Genomic DNA, 20,506 nt, shown 5'->3' on the forward strand with positions numbered 1-20,506 from the left:
GACTGTGATTACTTATGTAACTAAGAACTGGAAAAAGATAACAATTAGTTCCAGAAACCCTAATTTGTGCATAGAGTAGTTAATCTATTTTGAGAACTTCGATAAAAGCAGTATTTGGAATAGAAACTTTTCCAAACTCCTTCATACGCTTTTTACCCTTTTTTTGTTTTTCCCAAAGCTTACGTTTTCTCGTAATATCTCCTCCATAACACTTCGCAGTGACATTCTTTGAAAGAGCACGAATTGTTTCCCTGGCAATAACTTTTTTATTGATAGCAGCTTGAATGGGAATTTTAAAGAGTTGTTGAGGAATTACATCAACAAGCTTTTCACAAATACTTCTTCCGCGAGCTTCTGCTTTATCTCTATGTACAAGACATGAAAAAGCATCAACGGGTTCGTCATTGATTAAAATCTCAAGCTTTATGATTGATCCCTTGCGGTAATCTCCTAAACGGTAGTCAAAGGAGCCATAACCTTTAGTTACAGATTTTAATTTATCATTAAAATCGGAGACGATTTCATTTAAAGGAAGATCATAAGAAAGAACTAACCTATGCTGATCTAACATTTCTGTTTTTAAACACACACCACGTTTATCTAAACATAAATTCATAATGCTACTTAGATATTCTTGAGGTGTGATGATATTTACATGTACCCAAGGTTCTTCTAAATGTTCAATAATTGAAGGATCAGGATAGGCTGTAGGATTATCTATTAACAGCGTCTTTCCATTTTTTAAAACAACTTTATAAATCACGCTGGGTGCTGTAGCAATAATATCAAGGTCAAATTCTCTAATGATTCTTTCGAAGACAATCTCTAGATGCAGCAGCCCTAAAAATCCACAACGGAAACCAAAACCTAAAGAATGGCTACTTTCTTGCTCTATAGTTAAAGCAGAGTCATTAAGTTGCAAGCGGCCTAAAGCATCTTTTAAAGTGTCAAAATCTGAAGAGTCAATAGGATAGATACCAGCAAAAACTACAGGATTAATTTCCTTAAATCCATCTAAAGGTACTTTTGCTGGATGTTTTACCGTGGTTACAGTATCACCAATTTTTACATCTTTTACTTTTTTAAGATTGGCAATAAAATAGCCTACCTGACCTGCCCGTAGTGATCCTTCAATTAAAGTAGCTTCGGGGAGGAAAGCTCCAACACCTAAGACTTCAAAAGCAGAACCTTTTGTTGCCATGAAAGTAATACGATCGCCTTTTTTGATTTCTCCGCTGATGACACGAACATAGACCATGATACCTACATAAGGATCGTAATGAGAGTCAAAAATTAAAGCTTTTAGTTCAGTTTCCTTAGGAGACTTTGGAGGGGGAATCAATTCAATTATTGCCTCAAGAATCTCTGGGATTCCTTCTCCTGTTTTTGCTGAACAAGCAATTGCGTGGGTGGTATCCAACCCTATGTAATCTTCGATTTGTTTCCGAATTCTCTCGGGATTAGCAGCGGGTAAATCAATCTTATTTAAAATAGGAATAATCTCTAAATCACGCTCTAATGCTAGATAGACATTGGCTAAACTTTGAGCTTGCACACCCTGAGCAGCGTCAACAATAAGTAAGGCTCCTTCACAAGCAGATAAAGATCGTGACACTTCATAAGAGAAATCCACATGACCGGGAGTATCTATGAGGTTAAGTTGGTAAACTTCACCATTATATTCATAATACATAGTCACAGGATGCGCTTTAATGGTAATACCACGTTCTCTCTCTAGATCCATAGAATCAAGGAGCTGCTCACGCATTTCTCTTTGCTCAACAGTGCTTGTACTCTCAAGTAAACGATCAGCAATTGTAGACTTTCCGTGATCAATATGTGCAATAATAGAAAAATTTCGAATATTTTCTAATTTATACTCTTTCAAAATATAACTGGCATTTTATCAATTTCAGAGAGAGTCATGTTAGACTGAGAATCGTTAGTTGTCAATACTACTAGAATACAAGAAGGTGAGTTTAATTTATTTATGAATATTAAAATAGAATAATACTTGTATTTACACATTCTATATTTTATTATTTTAACATCCACAGTGTTGTAAATATAAAAATTTAGGAATTTTATAGTTATAATTTAATATTTTTATTTTATTTTATTTAGTATAACTCATGAAAGCTTCGAATCTTTTTCTTTACCAAACACTTCCAAAGCAAGAAGTAGTTTGTCGATACATGCAATCGAAAGGACCAACAACATCTCAAATAATTATGCTTATTGTTTTGAGCTTATTATTTGTTATTTCTGGTCTTATTTTTCTATCAATTTTACCCTCATCCATAAACATGATTATTTCAATCTTGTTGGGTAGTATGGGTTGGTGTACCCTATCTTTTCTTACTGCCCGACTTATTATTAAGTATTCACAACCAAAATATATTCAGATTCCCTTAGGATTTCGCCAAGTAATTAAATCAAAATTTTCTAGAGTATTTTTTGATTTAGTAAATACTAAGGACTTGACTATTACCAGATTTAGAGAATTAATAAGATTTATTTATAATTTTAGAGAATCTCGAGAAACATCGATCAAGAATGAATTAGATACACCATCTCTACAACTAAAAGATGTCCTAGAAGATTATGATATAGAGAATTTAGATAGTGCAATCAATGGAGAAGGAATTCCCAACTTAGATAATTTATTAGTAGAAAATTGCCCTCTATATTGGATGAAACATTTCATAGAGTTAGGCAATGACAATATTTTAATTGAAAATGGAGTGAAGCGGAATTGGAGATATTCCGGAGCCTATTGGTTTTCTGAGTTAGGTTTGATTCATCAACCTATCGATAATAAGATGGAACAAACAACACTTTTTAATCTTTATTTGTACGGATTAGTTCAAGAATTAAGTCAGGAAGAATATTCCTGTTTAATGAATCACTCTAGGAATAATACTTGGGATCATCAAGATGTAACGTCTATAGTTGATAAATTGGTGATTTACTGTCAGGGAGACTACAGAAGATACATGAGTGAGAAGGACAAGACATGTTCTGGAGAGTTACGCGTAGAATTTACAGAAGAAGAAGTCAGAAATCTTCTTTTGCGTATGTGTCTGCATGGATTGTCTTGGAATCAATTACAACTTATTCGATCGACTCCACTTTCTTCCTGGAAATTTTTATCCTGGATAGACAAGTCAACTCCAATGGGGGGTATGCGAATGCTTGCAGGATGTTTTTTAAGAGACTTTATTAATGAATCAAATCCTAATTACGAGTCTAATATTGCTTTAACAACCCACTCTGAACTTAAGAATATCACTCGATATAAAAAATTAATGGATCAACCAGAGACAAATACTTTTAAGAATATCTGTTGCTATCTCAATCATAGAATGAGATTCCATGAGAAGATAATAGACACAGATATTTATTTAAAAGATGTTATAAATCCTTGTAAATATTCTGTTGATTCAAAGACAGGGAAAAGAGACAAGATTATTATTTGAAGATATTTAAGTAAAAAAATCCTCACTTGTAACACAGGTGAGGATTTCTTTTTTTATTGAGATTTCTACTTCAATTATGAGGAGGCGTTCTCAACAGCAGGTGTTCCCTGAATTGTTGAAGAAGAGCTAGCAGCTTCAGAAGCCACAGCAGCTTCTTCTCCTGCAAGTTCTTGTTCCTTGATTGCAGATTGAATTAAGAATAGCTTATTAAGTTTTGTAGCTGAGACTAACCATACAGCAATAATCACAAAGAGAGCTACTGCTAGATAAGGAGTCATAGCTCCAATACTTCCACAAACTACCAAAAGACCTTGTTGGATTAAAGAACCTCCGGATTTTCCGAAGCGGGCAGCAACTACGTCAATAGCAGCCTTTCCTTTAACTTTTTGTTCTTGATCCAATGGAATATAGGCCATTTCTTTAGTTGCATCAAAGAGAGCGTATTTTGTGGATTTAGATAGAATGTTTTGGATAGCTCCAACCATAACAGCAAGCATTAATGGTGTAGTTCCTAACATTGCTACAATTCCAGAAGCTTGATCTCTAAAGATAACTAGAATGAAGAAAAGCACGCCTGTTAACAATACCATAACTGGAGTTACGAGAGCTCCTGTTAACCAGCCGAATTTACGGATAACATTACCACCGATAAACAACATTACGATAACAGAAACAACCCCTGTCCAGAATGAGAAATTACCCATGAATTGACTGTACTCATTAGCATTAGGATATTGCATTTTTAACTGGCTTTTCCAGGTAACTTCTACGAGGTTAATACAAATTCCGTAACAAATAACAAGGAGAGCTAGGAGTAGCATGTAAGGAGACTTTGCTAAATAAGCGAAGCTTTCTTTCATGCTCATTTTTGGCTTAGATTTTTTGGACTTATTTAATTCTTTAGGATCATAGAATCTAGGATCGGTAAGAACACATTTATTCATCCACCAGTAGCATAAAATAATAATACCACCAGAAAGAATCACCATGCTCATTAAAAGATAAAGAGAAAGACCCCAAGGATCAGTGTTCCCTGTAGCACTAGCACGTAGTTTAGAGGCCCAGATAATAGAACGACCAGAAGCTAATAAAGCAATGTTCGCGCCAACACCAAATAAAGCATAAAAACGCTTAGCTTCGCTAATTTTAGTAATTTCATTAGCAAAACCCCAGAACATCAAGGAGAGCATAACGCTTCCCCATAGTTCAGAAAGTACGTAAAACGCAGCAAAAGTCCAGTTTCTTAGCATTGCCACACAGCCCATCAATCCTTGAGGGAGGATAGTCTGTAATTTATCAGCGAAATCCGTTGGATGTAAAATATGACGGAATGGATAAATTACTGTGGGAAATAGGGCGAAGAATAAAAGAAAGGGTGCGATAACTGTGTAGAAGAGGGCTGGTTTACTTAAAATGTTGCTTAGCTTGGCATAGATAAGCATGAAAACAACAGCGCAAGGAACGACAAGCCACAATTTGATGAAGGGTATAGCCTCTGCACCAGAGCCGGGAGCCGTTACGATAAGAGTGTCTTTTGTATCACGCAATACGGTGTAGTTGAACGCAATACAGAAGAACATTAGGAACATTGGCAGTACCTTTTTCAGCTCATGCATGTGTATTGGCCAAAGAAAGGAGCGCAATTTTCCAAAAGGTTTTTCCGCTGTTTGTGTCATATTTACCCTCTGAAATAGCTTAGTTTTATAATTTATAAGTTGTTAATAGTTTAGTCTTTAAAACAATTAATTTCTGTTTTTTAGTCTTCTAGCATACCAATTTTTTTCTCTATTGACAAGAAAAAAGGAGAGAAGAAACCAGAGGTTCTTCCAGAGTGCTCGAGAGACTAGAGAAAATCGGCTAAAATATTTACTTTACTTAGCCGATTATAAAGTCTTTTTTTAAACAAAAGACTGAGGAGAATCTAAACTTGAAGAATTAGTTCTTACAGCTTCTACATACGCATTCCATAGCTCAATGCTAACTGCTCCGTTGCGGATGGAACGAATAAGTTCTCTTTTTAAAGAAGGTAGGGGCTTTTTTGGGCTAAACCTTGCTAAGAGATCCTTGTCTCCTACCTGTCTAGCTAATTCTAAAACGCGTTCTATATCGGTTTTTGTAAAGTTAATAAAGTCTCTGCGTTTTTTAGATCCTCTGGGTGCTCGAGGTTTAGGATTAATGGCTCGTGGCGAATCAGATTCTAAAATAAATGTTTTTAACATTTTTAGAAATTGTTCGGGGGCGGCGCTTTTCATTTTTTTTAATGTAAAATGGTGCATATAACCACCACTTGGTCCTGGAAGATAGCGACATAAATCGTTTTCCTTATCTCCGCAGACCTTTCTAATAGCTTTTAAGATCAGTTTTTCTATTTCTTCATTTATATTCGACTGTTCTACGGCCATGAAACCCACCTTTATAACTTGCTAAATCTTCGTAAAAATTAATCGATGCTTACTTTATAAATTTTATAAGAAAGAATTTGGCATACTTTCAATTTAACGTTTAGAAAAATAAAATTAAAGTTCTGTTTATTTAGAGACGTAATTTATGTTGGATTTTGCTTTTTTTCGCAATGTTATTTTCCAGGAAAAGATCGTTTTGTTTCATAAATAACTTTAAAAGAAACAATCATAAGGACAAGAAGTCTTTAGCTGTAACATTTATTTCTTTATAATTAAAAGCCTTTTCATTGTCATGAAACTTGTTTTTGTTTCTTTTATAAAATGAGACAAGATACGAAATTCATCTTTCTGATTTCTTTTCATTGTTTCCATCTTTATTAATTCCTGCATCAGATTTTCTAAATAAATAGCGGGATTTTTTTGTCTCTTTTATATACCTTATGACTTTCATTGTTCCAATTTTTATTAATTTCTTGAGAATAATCTCCCCAAATGGAGGCATATGTTGTTGGCACGTCTGTTCAAAAGAGTAAAACTTTCAATCTGCTTAGTTTTAATTTTTATTGTTTCCGGATGCTCTTCTTCTAAGGTGCACAATAGTGATAATAAAATTTGTGTATTATCCATGAATCGGATGATACATGATTGTGTGTCTAGAATTGTAGGAGATAAACTTTGTTCAATAGTTCTTATCGATGGCGCTATAGACCCTCATGCATATGAGATGGTCAAAGGTGATGAGGATAAAATGGCGATGAGTAGGCTCATTTTCTGTAATGGTCTTGGTTTGGAACATACAGCAAGCTTACGCAAGCATTTAGAAGGAAATCCCAAAACTGTGAATATCGGGGCACGATTAGTTGCTCGTGAAGTATTTTCTCCTTTAGAAGAAGATGGCTTCTATGATCCACATATTTGGACAGATATCAGCATTTGGACAGAGGGAGCTAAGGAGATAACCGCAGCTTTAATTGCTGAATTTCCAGAATATGAAAAAGAATTCTCTGCTAATTCCAAGGAATTAATAGAAGAAATGCAAATGTTAGATGGTTGGGCAAAAAGATGTTTATCTACAATACCTGAAGAATCTAGATATTTAGTTTCCGGTCATAATGCTTTTAGCTATTTCACAAGACGTTATTTGGCGACTCCAGAAGAAGTAAGGACAAACGTTTGGAGTAAAAGATGTATTTCTCCTGAGGGGATATCTCCTGAGGCTCAAATTAGTATTCGCGATATCATGCTCGTTGTAGATTATATCCATGAACATAATGTTACTGTTATGTTCCCTGAAGATACCTTAAATCAAGATGCTCTTAAAAAAATTGCTTCATGTTTGAAGAAGGGACATAATATCCGATTAGCGAACCGTCCTCTATATAGTGATAATGTTAAACATGACTACTTTAATACATTTAAGCATAACGTGTGTACAATTACTGAAGAGCTAGGAGGAACTATTTCTTGAATAGACAAAATGAAATTGCTTGGTCAGTACATGATCTATGTGTGAACTATGATCATTCGGATGTTTTATGCCATGTTTCCTTCTCTCTAAGAAGAGGATCCTTAACAGCAGTTTTAGGCCCGAATGGTGCGGGGAAGAGTACTCTTTTAAAGACCTCACTCGGATTGATACGACCTTCCGCGGGCCACACTTTGTTTTTTGGACATAAGTTTAAAAAGGTACATCAACGTGTTGCTTACATGCCACAAAGAGCTAGTGTAGATTGGGATTTTCCCATGACTGTTCTGGATCTTGTTCTCATGGGTTGCTATGGATACAAGGGGATGTGGGGAAGAATAACAGCTGATGATCGCAGGGAAGCTTATAATATTTTAGAGCGCGTAGGTTTATCTGCTTTGTCAAATAGGCAAATAGGAAAGCTTTCTGGAGGACAACAACAAAGAGCATTTCTTGCTCGAGCTCTTATGCAAAAAGCAGATCTGTATCTTATGGATGAATTATTTTCCGCTATAGATATGGCTTCGTATCAGACCGTTGTAGATGTATTGCGTGATTTGCAAGAGCAAGGACGAACTATTGTTGTCGTGCATCATGACCTTAGTCATGTACGTCAATTGTTTGATCATATTATCTTATTGAATAAACACCTCATTTGTTCCGGACCTGTTGATGAATGTTTAACTAGTAAAAACATTTTTCAAGCCTATGGTTGTGAGTTAGAGCTCTTAGACCGTACTCTTAAGTTATCCAGAGGAAAGCAACAAGGAGCGTATTAGATGCTCAATTGCGTTTTTATTGATTCTATTTTTTTATCAAGCTTTCTAGCTGTTACTTTAATTTGCATGACAACGGCTTTGTGGGGGACTTTACTTCTTGTAGGTAGACAGCCTCTTTTAAGTGAAAGTCTTTCTCACGCTTCTTATCCGGGACTACTTTTGGGAGCTCTGTTAAGTTACAAAGTCTCTTTTTTCACAGATTCTATTATTTTAGTGATTATTTTTGGTTGTCTTGCAGCCATTTCTGGTTATGGAATCATAGTATTTTTAGAAAGAGTGTTAAGAGTCCATAAGGATGCCTCTTTGTGCTTTGTTCTTGTTGTTTTTTTTGGCGTAGGAGTGATTTTAGCCAGTTATGTGAAGGATTGCTGTCCTTTATTATATAATCGTATTAACGCTTATTTATATGGACAGGCAGCTACCCTAGGTTATGTAGAAGCTAAACTTGCAGCCTCTGTTTTCCTTGTTTCTTTAGTGACTTTATGGTGGTGGTATCGTCAAATTGTCGTAACGATCTTTGATAAAGATTATGCTTCGACTTGTGGATTGAGTACTCGCATCTCTGGAAGTGTTGTTTTAATATTTATTTCTTTAGTGATTGTAAGCGGTGTGCGTTCTGTTGGTGTTGTATTAATATCTTCAATGTTTGTTGCTCCTTCTTTAGCAGCCCGTCAATTATCCGATAGATTAAGTGTGATTTTTCTTCTTTCTTGTTTATTTGGAGGGATCTGTGGTGCTCTTGGCAGCTATGTTTCAGTGGCTTTTAGTTGTAATGTTTCTGGACATACAGGTGTAATTACTTTGCCCACAGGTCCTCTCGTTGTCGTCATATCTGGTTGTTTAGCTTTCCTTTGTTTAATGTTCTCCCCAAAATCGGGATGGGTAACACGTTACATACGTAGGAAACGCTTTTCATTTTCTAAGAATCAAGAACATTTGTTGAAGGTGTTTTGGTATTTACTAGAAAATCAATTGCCTGAGGTCGGAGCACGTGATTTTGTTTGCTCTCATAAGTATCAGGAATATTTTGGTCCTAAACCCTTCCCAAGATTTAGAATATGGCTTCTTGAATGTCAGGGATTTTTAAAGCATAGAGATTATCATTGGAGTCTTAGCGAGAAAGGAAAGATTAGGGCAAAAAAATTGGTTCGAGCTCACAGATTATGGGAGTGTTATCTCGTACATTCTTTGGAATTCAAAGAAGAAGATGTTCATGACTTTGCAGAAGAAATGGAGCATGTTTTAACAGACGAGTTAGATTACGCAATTACAGAGATGTTAGATGATCCTCATTACGATCCACATGATAAATTAATCCCAGAAAAGCCAAGTAAGAAGGAGGAACTATGATAGGAGCTTTTTCCCCATATCATGGGGTATCCTTTATCCAATTTTTCATCGTGTTTCTCTCAAGAGTTTTCTCTGGAGAGTTATTTCGAGGTCACTTATTTATCGATGATATTCAAGTTGTGGTATTTCTAGCGATTGCTCTTTCTGGAGCATTTGTAGGGAGTTTCTTAGTTTTAAAAAAAATGGCAATGTATGCCAATGCTGTTTCTCATACAGTATTATTTGGCTTAGTGAGTATTTGTTTATTCACTCATCAATTAACATCATTGTCTTTGGGAACTCTTACTCTAGCTTCTGTCTCAACAGCTTTACTTACGGGTTTTCTTATTCATTTTATAAGAAATATTTTTCGTGTTCCTGAAGAAGCAAGTACGGCTTTAGTATTCTCTTTATTATTTTCAATGAGTTTACTTCTTTTAGTATTTCTAACACGTAACGCTCATGTAGGAACTGAACTTATCTTGGGTAATGCAGATTCATTAACTCGTAGTGATATTTTCCCTGTGTATACCATCCTTTTAGTTAATTTATTCGTTTCTATAATTGGATTCCGCAGTTTTGTTTGTGTTTCTTTTGATTCAGTATTCTCTTCTTCTTTAGGGATCCCTGTAAAAATCATCGATTACTTAATTATTTTACAATTGTCAGCAAGCCTAGTAGGAGCATTTAGGGCTGTCGGAGTTTTAATGGCTTTAGCTTTCTTATTAATCCCCGGACTTATTGCTAAAGTTTTTGTTGTCTCTGTACGAGGTATGCTTTTTTGGTCTTTAATTTTCGGTGCCCTTACCGCGTTGACGGCCCCTGCATGTTCTAGAGCAATTTTAACATCATATGATGTAGGATTATCGACTTCTGGTATTTCAGTTTTTATATTAATGACTTTTTATGTTGTTGTTTCTTTATTTCATTATGGTAAGAAATTAGCCTATAAAAGACTTTATTCAAAAAATAGCCGGAATACAGAATTGACAACTCTTTAATCTAGGAGTTATGATTTTTTTTTCAATTTGTTAAGGTTACTATTTGAAACATTTAGCTATTTTCGGATCCACTGGAAGTATAGGGCAGCAGACTTTAAAAATTATCAGGTCTCTTCCTCATTTATTCAATGTGGTCGCCCTTGCTTCATACGGTAATAATAAGGATTTATTTTTCGAACAAATTCGAGAGTTTTCTCCTTCTATAGTTTCTGTATATGATGAAAAGTTTTATTTTGAGATTTGTAAAGAGTTTCCTAATATCGAAGTATTTCTTCGTGAAGAAGGTTTATTAGCAGCCGCTACCGCTGAGGAGATTGATACTATTGTCGCTGCATCTTCAGGCGTTGTAGCTTTACCAGCAATTATAGAAGCAATAAAGCAGGGGAAAACCCTAGCGTTGGCAAATAAAGAAGTCTTAGTTTCTGCAGGTGAAATTATCAAAGAGGTTGCCAAGCAATATCAAACAAAAATTTTACCTATAGATAGTGAACACAATGCCCTGTATCAATGTTTAGAGGGGAAGGATGCTTCGGAAGTAAAAAAGTTATTGCTAACTGCTTCTGGGGGCCCTTTATTATATAAGTCTAGAGAAGAATTGAGCCGTGTAACTATTGAAGATGTATTGAAGCATCCTATATGGAATATGGGAGCCAAGATTACTGTAGATTCTTCAACATTGGTAAATAAAGGCTTGGAAATAATAGAAGCTTATTGGTTGTTTGGATTAGAGAATGCAGAAATAGATGCTGTAATTCATCCTCAAAGTTTAATTCATGGTATGGTAGAGTTTCAAGACGGGACGGTGCTTTCTGTAATGAATCCCCCTAGCATGCTTTTCCCCATACAACATGTATTAACCACTCCAAAACGTTGTCCAGTCCCTCACAAAGGGATAGATTTTTCTATAAAACAAACATTAGAATTCCTTCCTATAGATGAGGAACGTTTCCCAAGTATTGGTTTGGCTAGAAAGGTATTAAAAGATAAAGGGTCCTCAGGACCATTTTTTAATGCTGCTAATGAAGTCTTGGTTCAAAGATTTTTGACAGAAGAAATTACTTGGTGCGATATTCTAGATAAGTTAACAAGACTTATGGAAAATTATAGAGTTTCTTCATGCACTTCGTTAGATGATGTCTTTGCTGTTGATAAAGAAGCTCGAGCCCTTGCTCAAGAGATATAACCCGGTACGTATATGACAATAATATATTTTATTCTTGCAGCCCTTGCTTTGGGGGTTTTGGTATTGATCCATGAATTGGGTCATTTACTAGCGGCCAAGTCTGTAGGTATGGCTGTTGAGAGTTTTAGTATTGGTTTTGGTCCGGCTTTATATAAAAAGAAGATTGGAGATATAGAATATCGTGTTGGTATTTTCCCTTTTGGGGGTTATGTTCGTATTAAAGGTATGGACAAAAGAGAAAAAGGTGTAGATGCGGACCCTGATTCTGTTTACGATATACCTCAAGGGTTTTTCAGCAAATCTCCTTGGAAAAGAATTGTTGTTCTTGCTGCAGGTCCTATCGCTAACATTTTGTTAGCCTTCGTGGCTTTTGGTGCGTTGTATATTTCCGGGGGTAGAAGTAAGGCTTATTCTGAGTATTCTCGCATTGTTGGTTGGGTGAACCCTATTTTAAAAGAGAAAGGTCTAAATCTTGGAGATGAGATTCTCACATGTAATGGTAAACCCTATTACTCAGATAAAGACGCTATTACCTCAGCTCTATTAGACAGACATTTATCTTTTAAAGGAATACACCCTGCATATCTTTCAAAGACTTCTAGGGAGTTTTCCTTAGATACAGAATTTGATGTTAATAAAAATGGTATCCCTCTTGCGGGAGCTAGCTATCTTTTATATCGTTACCAGGAGCCCATTTCAAAAGAATCCCCAATGTATTCAGCGAATATGTTGCCAGGTGATCGATTAGTATGGATGGATGGACAAATTCTGTTTTCTCCGATGCAAGTTTCGCAGATGCTTAATGAAGCCTACGCTTTTGTTAAGATTTCTCGTTATGATCAGGAATTATCATTGCGTATTCCTAGGATGCTAGCGAGTACATTGTACTTATCTCCTTATGTAAGAAATGAACTTATCGATAATCAATATGAAGCTGGAATTAAAGGTAAATGGTCTTCTTTATATACTTTACCCTATATGATCAATAGTTATGGTTATGTAGAAGGAGAGTTACAACCTATAGATCCGGAATCTCCATTTCCTCTTATGGAAGAGAAATTGGAATTAGGAGACCGTATTTTAGCTATAGATGGTACCCCTGTTAGTGGAAGTACTGATATTTTACGTTTGGTTCAGAATCATAAGGTATCCATAATTGTTCAAAAAATGACTTCCGAGCAATTAGAAGACGTTGATTCTTCAATTGCTGATGAGAGGTTTATCCGTTCTTATGATGCTAAGGACCTATTGTCGATTATTAATTCGATAGGAAGTGCTCAAGAAGTACGAGAGTCAGGTCAATACCGCTTATTGCCTCCAGTTCAGCCTAAACCGTGGATAAGCATTTATTCTGATGATCTTTTGAATAAACGTCGTGAAATGGCTAAGAAGTTTAAAAATCAAGATCAGCAGCGCTATTATCTAGATAGAATCGAAATAGAAAAACAAAAGCTATCTCTCGGGATCCCTCTGAAGGATATGACTGTAAAGTATAATCCTAGTCCAGATACTTTAATCGTTAATATTTCTAAAGATAGTTTACGTACTATGAAAGCTTTAGTCGTAGGTCGACTAAACCCTCAATGGCTATCGGGTCCAGTAGGAATCGTCCATATGCTACATAAAGGGTGGTCGTTAGGAATTTCAGAAGCTTTATTTTGGATTGGGTTAGTAAGCATCAATTTAGCTGTTTTAAATCTTCTTCCTATTCCTGTATTGGACGGAGGCTATATTGTACTTTGCCTCTGGGAGATGATTTCAAGACGTCGTTTAAATATGAAGCTTGTTGAGAAAATGTTGATTCCATTTTCTCTATTATTGATAGCCTTCTTTATTTTCCTAACATTTCAGGATTTGTTTCGTTTTTTTGCTGTGAGTTAGGTTTCCAGGTTTTAGGAAAACCATAAAGGTTATAAGGATGAGAGCCAAAACAATGGATAACATAAATATCCTTGTTTTTGCTCGTATTCAACCTAGAACTCTTCTGTTTGTTTTCTTTTACTTTTTGTTCTATTTCCTCAGGAACTTGATCTATAGCCGCGGTTTTACTACCATGCTTTAGAAACTCTCTCATAAGGAAAATAGATTTCCTATTTGTGATGATGTAGGTGTGGTTGGTATTGATTACATAGCCTTTATGTGGCGTATCTAGGCAAGTTTCCACCGTACATACTTTCCCGTCATTTTCACATTCTAAACGGAAGGGAAGAAACCTACTGCGTTTATTTCCACTTAGTATAAGAACCTCTACGGTTGAAGGAAGCTTACCGACATTGAGCATTTTTCTTGGGCAGTAGGTAAGTAATTGTCTACCTAGTTTCCCGCCAAAGATGAATTGCACAATGGCCAAGGATCTATAACGTCTTGCTAATGTAGATCCTGCATTTGGTGGAGCCATGAGTATGGCTTTTCCACATTTTGCTTCTTGAGGGCAGTCTGGCTTAGCTAGAGCTACACGAACAATAACACCTCCTATAGAATGCGTAACAAAGTTAATGGGGACTCCAGGCTTTAGCTCTGCAATCTTTTTAATTAGTCTAACAAGATGATCTGCATGTCTTTCTAATGTAAATTTGCGAGTTTCGTAGTTCCAGATAAATACGTCGTAATTTTCTTTTTCCAAGACATTACCAATAGGTTTTAACGACCTGTAAGATCTTAAAAATGCGTGAACGCAGATTACGGACTCTTTTTGCTGAGATGTTTCTCTAATTCCACCAATTCCTGAAGGAAGTGTTTGAATTATAGAAGTATCTGCTAAAAGGGAGGTTCCAGATATTAAAAATAGTAAAATTAATAATAATTTATTCATTTGCACACCGATATAATTATTTTAATAAGTTTTTTATTAAAAACCAGCGTGTTTAATTAACTTATTTTAAAAAATAATTAAGCGGTTAATTATAAAGTAATAAAAAATTACTATTTAATAACCGAATGCGAATGAATCGATATTTGAGCTTGATTAACTGAAAATATCCTACTAGTTTCGGATAATGTTTGATGAGGAGTATTTGTAGAGGTCATTAGAGTTTGTCCTAGAGTAGGAGCAAGGTCGAGTAATTGCGAGATTCTATGATTGTCTAATCCTGCATGAATATCATCCATACAGAATAAGGGACATACGTGATAAATATTTTTTATATAGAGACATTCTGCGAGTCTAAGAATAGCGAGTAAGCTATGTTTTTGACCTTCACTGGAAAATTGTGCTACGGGAAGATCATTAATCATTAAAGTAAAGTCCTCACGATGAGGGCCTACGGATGTAGTTCCTAATTCTAAATCACGATGTAGTGACGATGTCAATTGTTTGCGAAGTTCTTCAGTAATAGCCTCTTGAGAAATCTTGTATTGTTTAATTAGTGAGCTTTTGAATTTAATACGCAATTGTTCTGATAAGGAATTACTCCATAATTCTTGAACTAGTTTATTTAATTGTTCGCAGCAAGAGTGTCGATTTAATGTTAGATAAGCGCCTAGAGAGGCAAGTTGCTCATCCCAAACTGATAGCGTGGAAATTTGTTTAGTTTTAAGTAGGGCGTTCCTTTGTAACAAGGCTCGGTGATAATAAGATAATGAGTGTTTATATTGAGGATCGCATTGAGATAAAAGTAAGTTGAGAAATAGTCTACGATCTGCAGGAGCTCCAGAAATCAAGGAGCGGTCTTTGGAGGAGAATAGAACGATAGGCACCATACCTATCAATTGTGATAAGGTTTTTATAGGGGAGTGATCACAAAGAATTTTCTTTCCTTGCTTATCTACATAGGTAGATAGTGTATGAGAAAATCCATCTTTTTCAAAGATCATCTCTAAAAAGAAATGAGGAGAACCGAAAAAGATAGCCTCTGTAAGGTGTGTGGTACGAAAAGACCTACCTAAAGATAAGACATAAAGGGCTTCAAGAAGATTTGTTTTTCCCTGGGCATTTTCTCCAAAAATATAGTTCATACCTGGAGATAAAGAAACCTCAGTTTCTTTATAATTTCTGAAATTTTTAAGACGCAGGGAAAGAATCTTCATTAATCATCATGCAATCTCATTGGCATAATAACGAATAGGCTACGTGTAGAATCGGTAATAATCCCAGGATTATAGGAATCTGAAATGCCTAAGCGAACTAACTCATCTTTACTATGCTTTAAGATATCAAGGAAGAAGAAAGGATTGAAGGCAATTTCTAGTAGTTCTCCAGAATAGTTTACTGCCATGCTGACTTTACCCTCGCCAACTTTTGTGCAATTTGCTGTTAAAGTGAGCTCTCCGGGAGTAAAGGTGAATTTCACGGAATGAGAAGATTCATTAGTAAATAATGCTACCTGTTTTAATAAGGTAATTAATTCTTCTCTGTGAAGATCTAGCTGCACACTACTTTCTGTGGAGATTACTGGAGAAAAGTCAGGAAATTCTCCAGAAAGTAATTTAGTAATTAATAATGTGTTGCCGCACTCTACAGCAATCTTTGCCTGATCTAAAAAGATAGTAGCTTCAGAATCTTCAGAACAGAGCTTAATAATTTCTTCAACAGCTTTAATAGGAATAATATAATCGCCAGTAAAGCTTTTATCTAAAGAGATTTCTATATCGGTCTTTGCTAATCGTTTTCCATCTGTACCTACTACAGTAGCAATTCCGTTAGCAATGGTTAATAAAACTCCTGTAAGGACATAACGGCTTTCTTCTCGAGAAACAGCAAATGATGTGCGCTGTAACATTTCTCTAAGCTGTTCTGCAGGTAGAGTGAATCTTACAGAGTTTTGGATATCGGGAAGCATAGGAAAGTCTTCTTTCCCCATACTGAGTAGACGAAAACAAGAAGATCCCGAAGTAATTTTTGCCATTTCTCCAGTAGTTGCGGAGATTTCAAGATTAGCCTCTGTTAATTCCTTCACTAGTTGAAAAAATCTTTTTGAAGGAATAGAAATAGCCCCAGATTCATAAACTTTTGCCTGCGCTACACATCGGGTGCTTACCGTAAGATCAGTAGCGGTAAAGACAAGCTCATCATTACATGTTTCGATAAGTACATGGGTGAGCACAGGGATAGGAGTGTTTTGAGGAACAACACTTTGGACTTTTTTTATAAGATTTCCTAACTCATTTCGGGATACGACGAACTTCATATTTTCCTACAACTGTAAGTCATTAAATTCAATCCTGCCCCTAAGAGAATAGGGGTTCCTCAGGATCTCTTCGAGGGAGCTTCCTGGGATAAAGCAGGATATTACTATAAAGGGATTTTATGGTCTTCTAGATATTTGATAGGATTTTTCTAGGCGAACCACTTGCTAAGTTCAAGAAAGAAAATTGTGTTTTTTGTTATACTCCCTCCCAACTCTCTAGGTTGAGAAATGGGAAAAAATTATGGCCAGTAAGGAAATTGTTTCTAATCGTAAAGCCTTACGTAATTATGAGGTTTTAGAGACTTTAGAAGCCGGAGTTGTGCTCACTGGGACTGAAATAAAATCGTTACGTGATCATGGCGGAAACCTTGGTGATGCTTATGTGGCTATTTCCAAGGGTGAGGCTTGGTTATTGAATGCCAGCATTGCTCCTTATCGTTTCGGTAACATTTATAATCATGAAGAAAGAAGAAAACGCAAGCTTCTTCTTCATAGATATGAAATTCGAAAATTAGAAGGTAAAGTAGCTCAAAAAGGTGTAACAATTATTCCCTTAGGGATGTTTCTATCTCGTGGATATGTAAAGATTCGTCTTGGCTGTTGTCGTGGTAAGAAAGCTCACGATAAACGACAAACGATCATAGCAAGAGAGAAGCAACGAGAAGTAGAATCTGCTATGAAGCGTTATCGTTAACGAATGCTTGAATATGATTTTCTTCCGCCCAGGCTAAAGCTTCTGTTTTTGTAGAGAAGGTCATGAGTACTGTAGCCATGGCATCAGCAAACGCGCAACTTGGATGGATAACGGTTGCAGAGATAATTGGATAGTCATGCAGCTCTAAGGGTTTCCCGGTATGGGGATCTAAGATATGTGTATAGACTTTTCCGTTTACAGACCATTGTTGGTAGTAGTTTCCACTTGTAGCAACCGCGGTATTTTTGAGTTCTATGATTTCAAGTGTTGCTGAAGAGGCAATACGCCAGGGTCGTCCTGAAGGATGGCGTCCTGAAATTTTAATTTCTCCTCCCCATTCTGCATAGCTATCAAAACAAAAGCTCCGGCAAGTTTCTAATAGACAATCGACAGCAAAACCTTTTACTGCACCACAAAGATCAAGTTGTATATCGGAATGTTTTTTAGTCAGTGTTTGATGGGTTATATCAAGATCAATATGTTTCCATCCTGAATTTTTGTAATAAGATTTCCATACTTGTTCATTAGGAATCGAATGTTGCTTAAGATGTAATAACCAAAGAGTTTTTAATGGTCCTAAGGTGGGATCGAATCTCCCTCCAGATATATGGTAAAACTTGTCTACTTGTTCTAGGAATGCACATAATTCCTTAGATAGAGGAATAGCCACCCCTGCAGGTGTACGATTGATTTTCGAAAGTTCTGATTCTTTATTCCAGTTATTATAGACAGTATCAATGACGTGAAATACTGCATTGATTTCTTTTTTTAACTGTTCGGTTTCGTGATGTGACAAATGCTTTCCTACGATAATACGATAGGGCATTGTCATTTTCTCTCCTTCTAAAGTCGTAAGCTTTGGAGTGCTACATCCATTAAGAGCCCAGGATAGGAGAACTAGGAGGAGGATTTTTGGTAACTTTCCCATGTATTTTTCATCAACATTGCCACTGTCATAGGTCCCACACCTCCAGGTACTGGAGAAATGGCTTTGCATTTGGTAACAACATTATTGAAGTCTACATCACCAACTAATATGTAGCCTCTATTATTATTTGCTGAGACTCGTGATGTGCCTACATCGACAACGACGGAGTTAGGGGAGATCATGTGCTCTTTAATAAATAGAGGTACTCCTACAGCTGCAATAATAATATCTGCTGTTTTTAAGATTTCAGTAAGATTTTGTGATTGGCTATGAAGTAAAGTTATTGTGGCATTCGTTGAGGGATGTTTTTGCATCAACATAGCAGCTAGGGGTTTACCAACAATATTACTTCGTCCAACAACAGCAACGTGACGTCCAAGAAGAGGAATTTCATAATAATTTAGTAATTCAATAATGCCTGCAGGTGTGCATGGAGCAAAACCTCCCAACTGTCCTAAGAGTAGTTTTCCCATATTGATGGGATGAAGACCATCTACATCTTTTTCTGGGGAGATAGCTTGAATCACAGCGTTTGCGTCTAGATGCTTGGGTAGAGGAATCTGTACTAAGATACCATGAATGGTGGGATCATTATTTAATCTATCAATCAGCTTAAGGATGTCAGTAAGAGTGGCATCAGAAGGTAATCTATGGGCTTTAGAGATCATCCCTAGGTCAGTAGCTTTTTTTACTTTCATTCCAACATAAACCTCAGATGCTGGATCATTACCGATCAGCACTACTGCAAGACCAGGAGGTGTTGGGCTTTTAGAGATTTCTTGTTTTATTTTTTCTAAGACCCGCTCGGCAACGGGCGTACCTTTTAATAACATGAGCGACTCCTTAAGAAGCCTCTCATTTTACGGATTCCTTGAGTTATTGTACAAGGGAGTAGGTAAATTATTCCGCTATAGATGAAGTCAATAGTGAAAGCGTGTTTTGCATCTAACAATAGAGAATGCAGACTCCAGTTAATTTTATGATTAAAGAAGGCAAGTGTCGGATAGGAGAAGTAAGAAAATATTAGGGCAAATATAGAATTAATGATGGGTATGGACAACCACCGATCTTTAAGAAAGATTTTATGCATTTTGTGAAGAAGTGCTGAGGTTATGACATACAGAAATGTATGTATTCCAAATAGATATGAAGATCCAATATCACAAAATAAGCCAATAACTAGCGCATGAATCAGTACCTCTTCTTTCGGTAACCTATAAAAATTAGCGACGAGATAAGGAGAAAAGAAAATCGGGCGTAAGTCGGGGTAGTATTGAGGGCAGATAAAGAAACTCAATACAGAGAGAGAAAAGCACTGAAGAGATACTAATCGGTCCATGAGCAGATATAGAATAGATTCATTAAGGTTCATATCAAGATTTAAGATTGTTGGCTCTTATTTTCTTAATATTTTCTTTATTATACTTATTTCTCTTCCTAAGCATTATATTGATTATCAGTTTATATTAATTTAAATTAATTGCTTTGTTTAATTAATTAATTTTTAACTAAAATTAATTCATGGGTTTTATTAGAAAAAATTTATTTCTATGAGTGGGACAAAAAAGAAAAGAAATAGGCGAGATTTGTCTCGAGTGATTCAGAAGAAGACAGAACAGCTTCTGAATAAGCCTAAAAAATTAAAAGGAAAGAAGTCTAAGTTTCTTATTTCCAAAGATCAAAAGCAACTCCGTCATCGTGCTGAGGAGTATGATAATTTAGTGCGTTCCCTATTAGATAGGCAAACTCATGATTCTAATCGTGTTTTAATTTTTAATTATCAGGATGGTTTCGTTTTTACTGATATTAATAATTTTGGAAAGTATTCCATAAAGCTATAGGACTGAACGTTAAGAACTAATAAAAACTTGCAGAACGGGACAAACCCGTAATAAGGCTGAGGGTAGCCTGGGCTAATTTTGCGCTCCAGAAGCTGCCGCAATATTAAGATCTCCACAATCTCAATATTGCTGGACAGTTTGGTACGAGTACCTCATCTGGAACGACAGCGGTGCACTTTCTTGCATCTACCGGCTCTCTTCTCTCTTCCCTTATTTTTAGGTTTTTTCGCAAGGTGCCGCCACCTTGCGTTTTTTTTTGTCGTTTTTCTCTTTTAATTG

At 36.0% G+C, this 20,506-nt stretch carries 18 protein-coding genes; 9 read left to right on the forward strand and 9 right to left on the reverse strand.

The window, feature by feature from the left end; all coding sequences use genetic code 11:
• Positions 1 to 79: 79 nt before the first annotated feature.
• A complete protein-coding gene (gene lepA, locus O1W69_RS04335) occupies positions 80 to 1,888 on the reverse strand; it encodes a translation elongation factor 4 (protein ID WP_375793333.1) in 1,809 nt (602 codons plus the stop codon).
• Positions 1,889 to 2,132: 244 nt separating this feature from the next.
• Here lepA and O1W69_RS04340 point away from each other — a divergent pair, with 244 nt between their 5' ends.
• A complete protein-coding gene (locus O1W69_RS04340) occupies positions 2,133 to 3,479 on the forward strand; it encodes a DUF1389 domain-containing protein (RefSeq protein WP_375793334.1) in 1,347 nt (448 codons plus the stop codon).
• Between the two features lie 74 nt (positions 3,480 to 3,553).
• On the opposite strand, the gene npt1 is transcribed toward O1W69_RS04340, so the two are convergent.
• Both npt1 and O1W69_RS04350 read right to left on the reverse strand, forming a co-directional pair.
• Complete coding sequence (npt1, locus tag O1W69_RS04345; RefSeq protein WP_375793335.1) at positions 3,554 to 5,155, reverse strand: NTP/NDP exchange transporter Npt1; 1,602 nt, start codon at positions 5,153 to 5,155, stop codon at positions 3,554 to 3,556.
• A 222-nt stretch (positions 5,156 to 5,377) separates the two neighbouring features.
• Positions 5,378 to 5,881 (reverse strand): hypothetical protein, encoded by a 504-nt coding sequence (locus O1W69_RS04350; protein ID WP_375793336.1) that lies wholly within the window; start codon positions 5,879 to 5,881, stop codon positions 5,378 to 5,380.
• A 502-nt stretch (positions 5,882 to 6,383) separates the two neighbouring features.
• On the opposite strand from O1W69_RS04350, the gene O1W69_RS04355 reads away from it, so the two are divergent.
• Genes O1W69_RS04355 through O1W69_RS04380 form a run of 6 tightly spaced genes read left to right on the forward strand, consistent with a single transcriptional unit; the run spans position 6,384 to position 13,519 of the window.
• Positions 6,384 to 7,349 carry a metal ABC transporter solute-binding protein, Zn/Mn family gene (locus tag O1W69_RS04355; RefSeq protein WP_375793337.1) on the forward strand — a complete coding sequence of 322 codons (966 nt, stop codon included), beginning with the start codon at positions 6,384 to 6,386 and terminating at the stop codon, positions 7,347 to 7,349.
• Positions 7,346 to 8,125, forward strand: coding sequence for a metal ABC transporter ATP-binding protein (locus tag O1W69_RS04360; protein WP_375793338.1), 780 nt, complete (start codon positions 7,346 to 7,348; stop codon positions 8,123 to 8,125). The genes O1W69_RS04355 and O1W69_RS04360 overlap by 4 nt, the downstream gene beginning before the upstream one ends.
• Entirely contained in the window at positions 8,126 to 9,475 is a 1,350-nt protein-coding gene (locus O1W69_RS04365) for a metal ABC transporter permease (protein ID WP_375793339.1), read from the forward strand.
• Positions 9,472 to 10,455, forward strand: coding sequence for a metal ABC transporter permease (locus O1W69_RS04370; RefSeq protein ID WP_375793340.1), 984 nt, complete (start codon positions 9,472 to 9,474; stop codon positions 10,453 to 10,455). Before O1W69_RS04365 ends, O1W69_RS04370 begins: the two co-directional genes overlap by 4 nt.
• Positions 10,456 to 10,498: 43 nt before the next feature.
• A complete protein-coding gene (gene dxr / locus O1W69_RS04375; protein ID WP_375793341.1) occupies positions 10,499 to 11,638 on the forward strand; it encodes a 1-deoxy-D-xylulose-5-phosphate reductoisomerase in 1,140 nt (379 codons plus the stop codon).
• 12 nt (positions 11,639 to 11,650) lie between these two features.
• Positions 11,651 to 13,519: a site-2 protease family protein gene (locus O1W69_RS04380; protein WP_375793342.1), complete on the forward strand. Its 1,869-nt coding sequence runs from the start codon at positions 11,651 to 11,653 to the stop codon at positions 13,517 to 13,519.
• On the opposite strand, the gene O1W69_RS04385 is transcribed toward O1W69_RS04380, so the two are convergent.
• The 3 genes from O1W69_RS04385 to dnaN form a co-directional block, all read right to left on the reverse strand.
• Positions 13,470 to 14,450 (reverse strand): esterase/lipase family protein, encoded by a 981-nt coding sequence (locus tag O1W69_RS04385; RefSeq protein WP_375793343.1) that lies wholly within the window; start codon positions 14,448 to 14,450, stop codon positions 13,470 to 13,472. The two genes, O1W69_RS04380 and O1W69_RS04385, sit on opposite strands and share 50 nt — an antisense overlap.
• Positions 14,451 to 14,560: 110 nt before the next feature.
• Positions 14,561 to 15,664, reverse strand: a complete 1,104-nt coding sequence (recF, locus tag O1W69_RS04390; RefSeq protein ID WP_375793344.1) for a DNA replication/repair protein RecF — start codon at positions 15,662 to 15,664, stop codon at positions 14,561 to 14,563.
• Positions 15,664 to 16,764, reverse strand: a complete 1,101-nt coding sequence (dnaN, locus tag O1W69_RS04395; RefSeq protein WP_375793345.1) for a DNA polymerase III subunit beta — start codon at positions 16,762 to 16,764, stop codon at positions 15,664 to 15,666. Before dnaN ends, recF begins: the two co-directional genes overlap by 1 nt.
• A gap of 241 nt (positions 16,765 to 17,005) precedes the next feature.
• Between dnaN and smpB the strand changes: the two genes are divergently transcribed.
• Positions 17,006 to 17,458, forward strand: a complete 453-nt coding sequence (smpB, locus tag O1W69_RS04400; RefSeq protein WP_375793346.1) for an SsrA-binding protein SmpB — start codon at positions 17,006 to 17,008, stop codon at positions 17,456 to 17,458.
• On the opposite strand, the gene O1W69_RS04405 is transcribed toward smpB, so the two are convergent.
• Genes O1W69_RS04405 through mreD form a run of 3 tightly spaced genes read right to left on the reverse strand, consistent with a single transcriptional unit; the run spans position 17,439 to position 19,725 of the window.
• Positions 17,439 to 18,386 carry an FAD:protein FMN transferase gene (locus O1W69_RS04405; RefSeq protein ID WP_375793347.1) on the reverse strand — a complete coding sequence of 316 codons (948 nt, stop codon included), beginning with the start codon at positions 18,384 to 18,386 and terminating at the stop codon, positions 17,439 to 17,441. The genes smpB and O1W69_RS04405 overlap by 20 nt on opposite strands.
• A complete protein-coding gene (gene folD, locus O1W69_RS04410; RefSeq protein ID WP_375793348.1) occupies positions 18,356 to 19,219 on the reverse strand; it encodes a bifunctional methylenetetrahydrofolate dehydrogenase/methenyltetrahydrofolate cyclohydrolase FolD in 864 nt (287 codons plus the stop codon). Before folD ends, O1W69_RS04405 begins: the two co-directional genes overlap by 31 nt.
• The gene (gene mreD / locus O1W69_RS04415) at positions 19,210 to 19,725 is read right to left on the reverse strand and encodes a rod shape-determining protein MreD (protein WP_375793349.1); all 516 of its coding nucleotides are present in this window, start codon (positions 19,723 to 19,725) and stop codon (positions 19,210 to 19,212) included. Before mreD ends, folD begins: the two co-directional genes overlap by 10 nt.
• A gap of 211 nt (positions 19,726 to 19,936) precedes the next feature.
• Between mreD and ltuB the strand changes: the two genes are divergently transcribed.
• Complete coding sequence (ltuB, locus tag O1W69_RS04420; protein WP_375793350.1) at positions 19,937 to 20,227, forward strand: late transcription unit protein LtuB; 291 nt, start codon at positions 19,937 to 19,939, stop codon at positions 20,225 to 20,227.
• Positions 20,228 to 20,506: the final 279 nt, after the last annotated feature.

The sequence above is a fragment of the Chlamydia sp. 12-01 genome, from assembly GCF_042234205.1.
Taxonomy (GTDB): domain Bacteria; phylum Chlamydiota; class Chlamydiia; order Chlamydiales; family Chlamydiaceae; genus Chlamydia.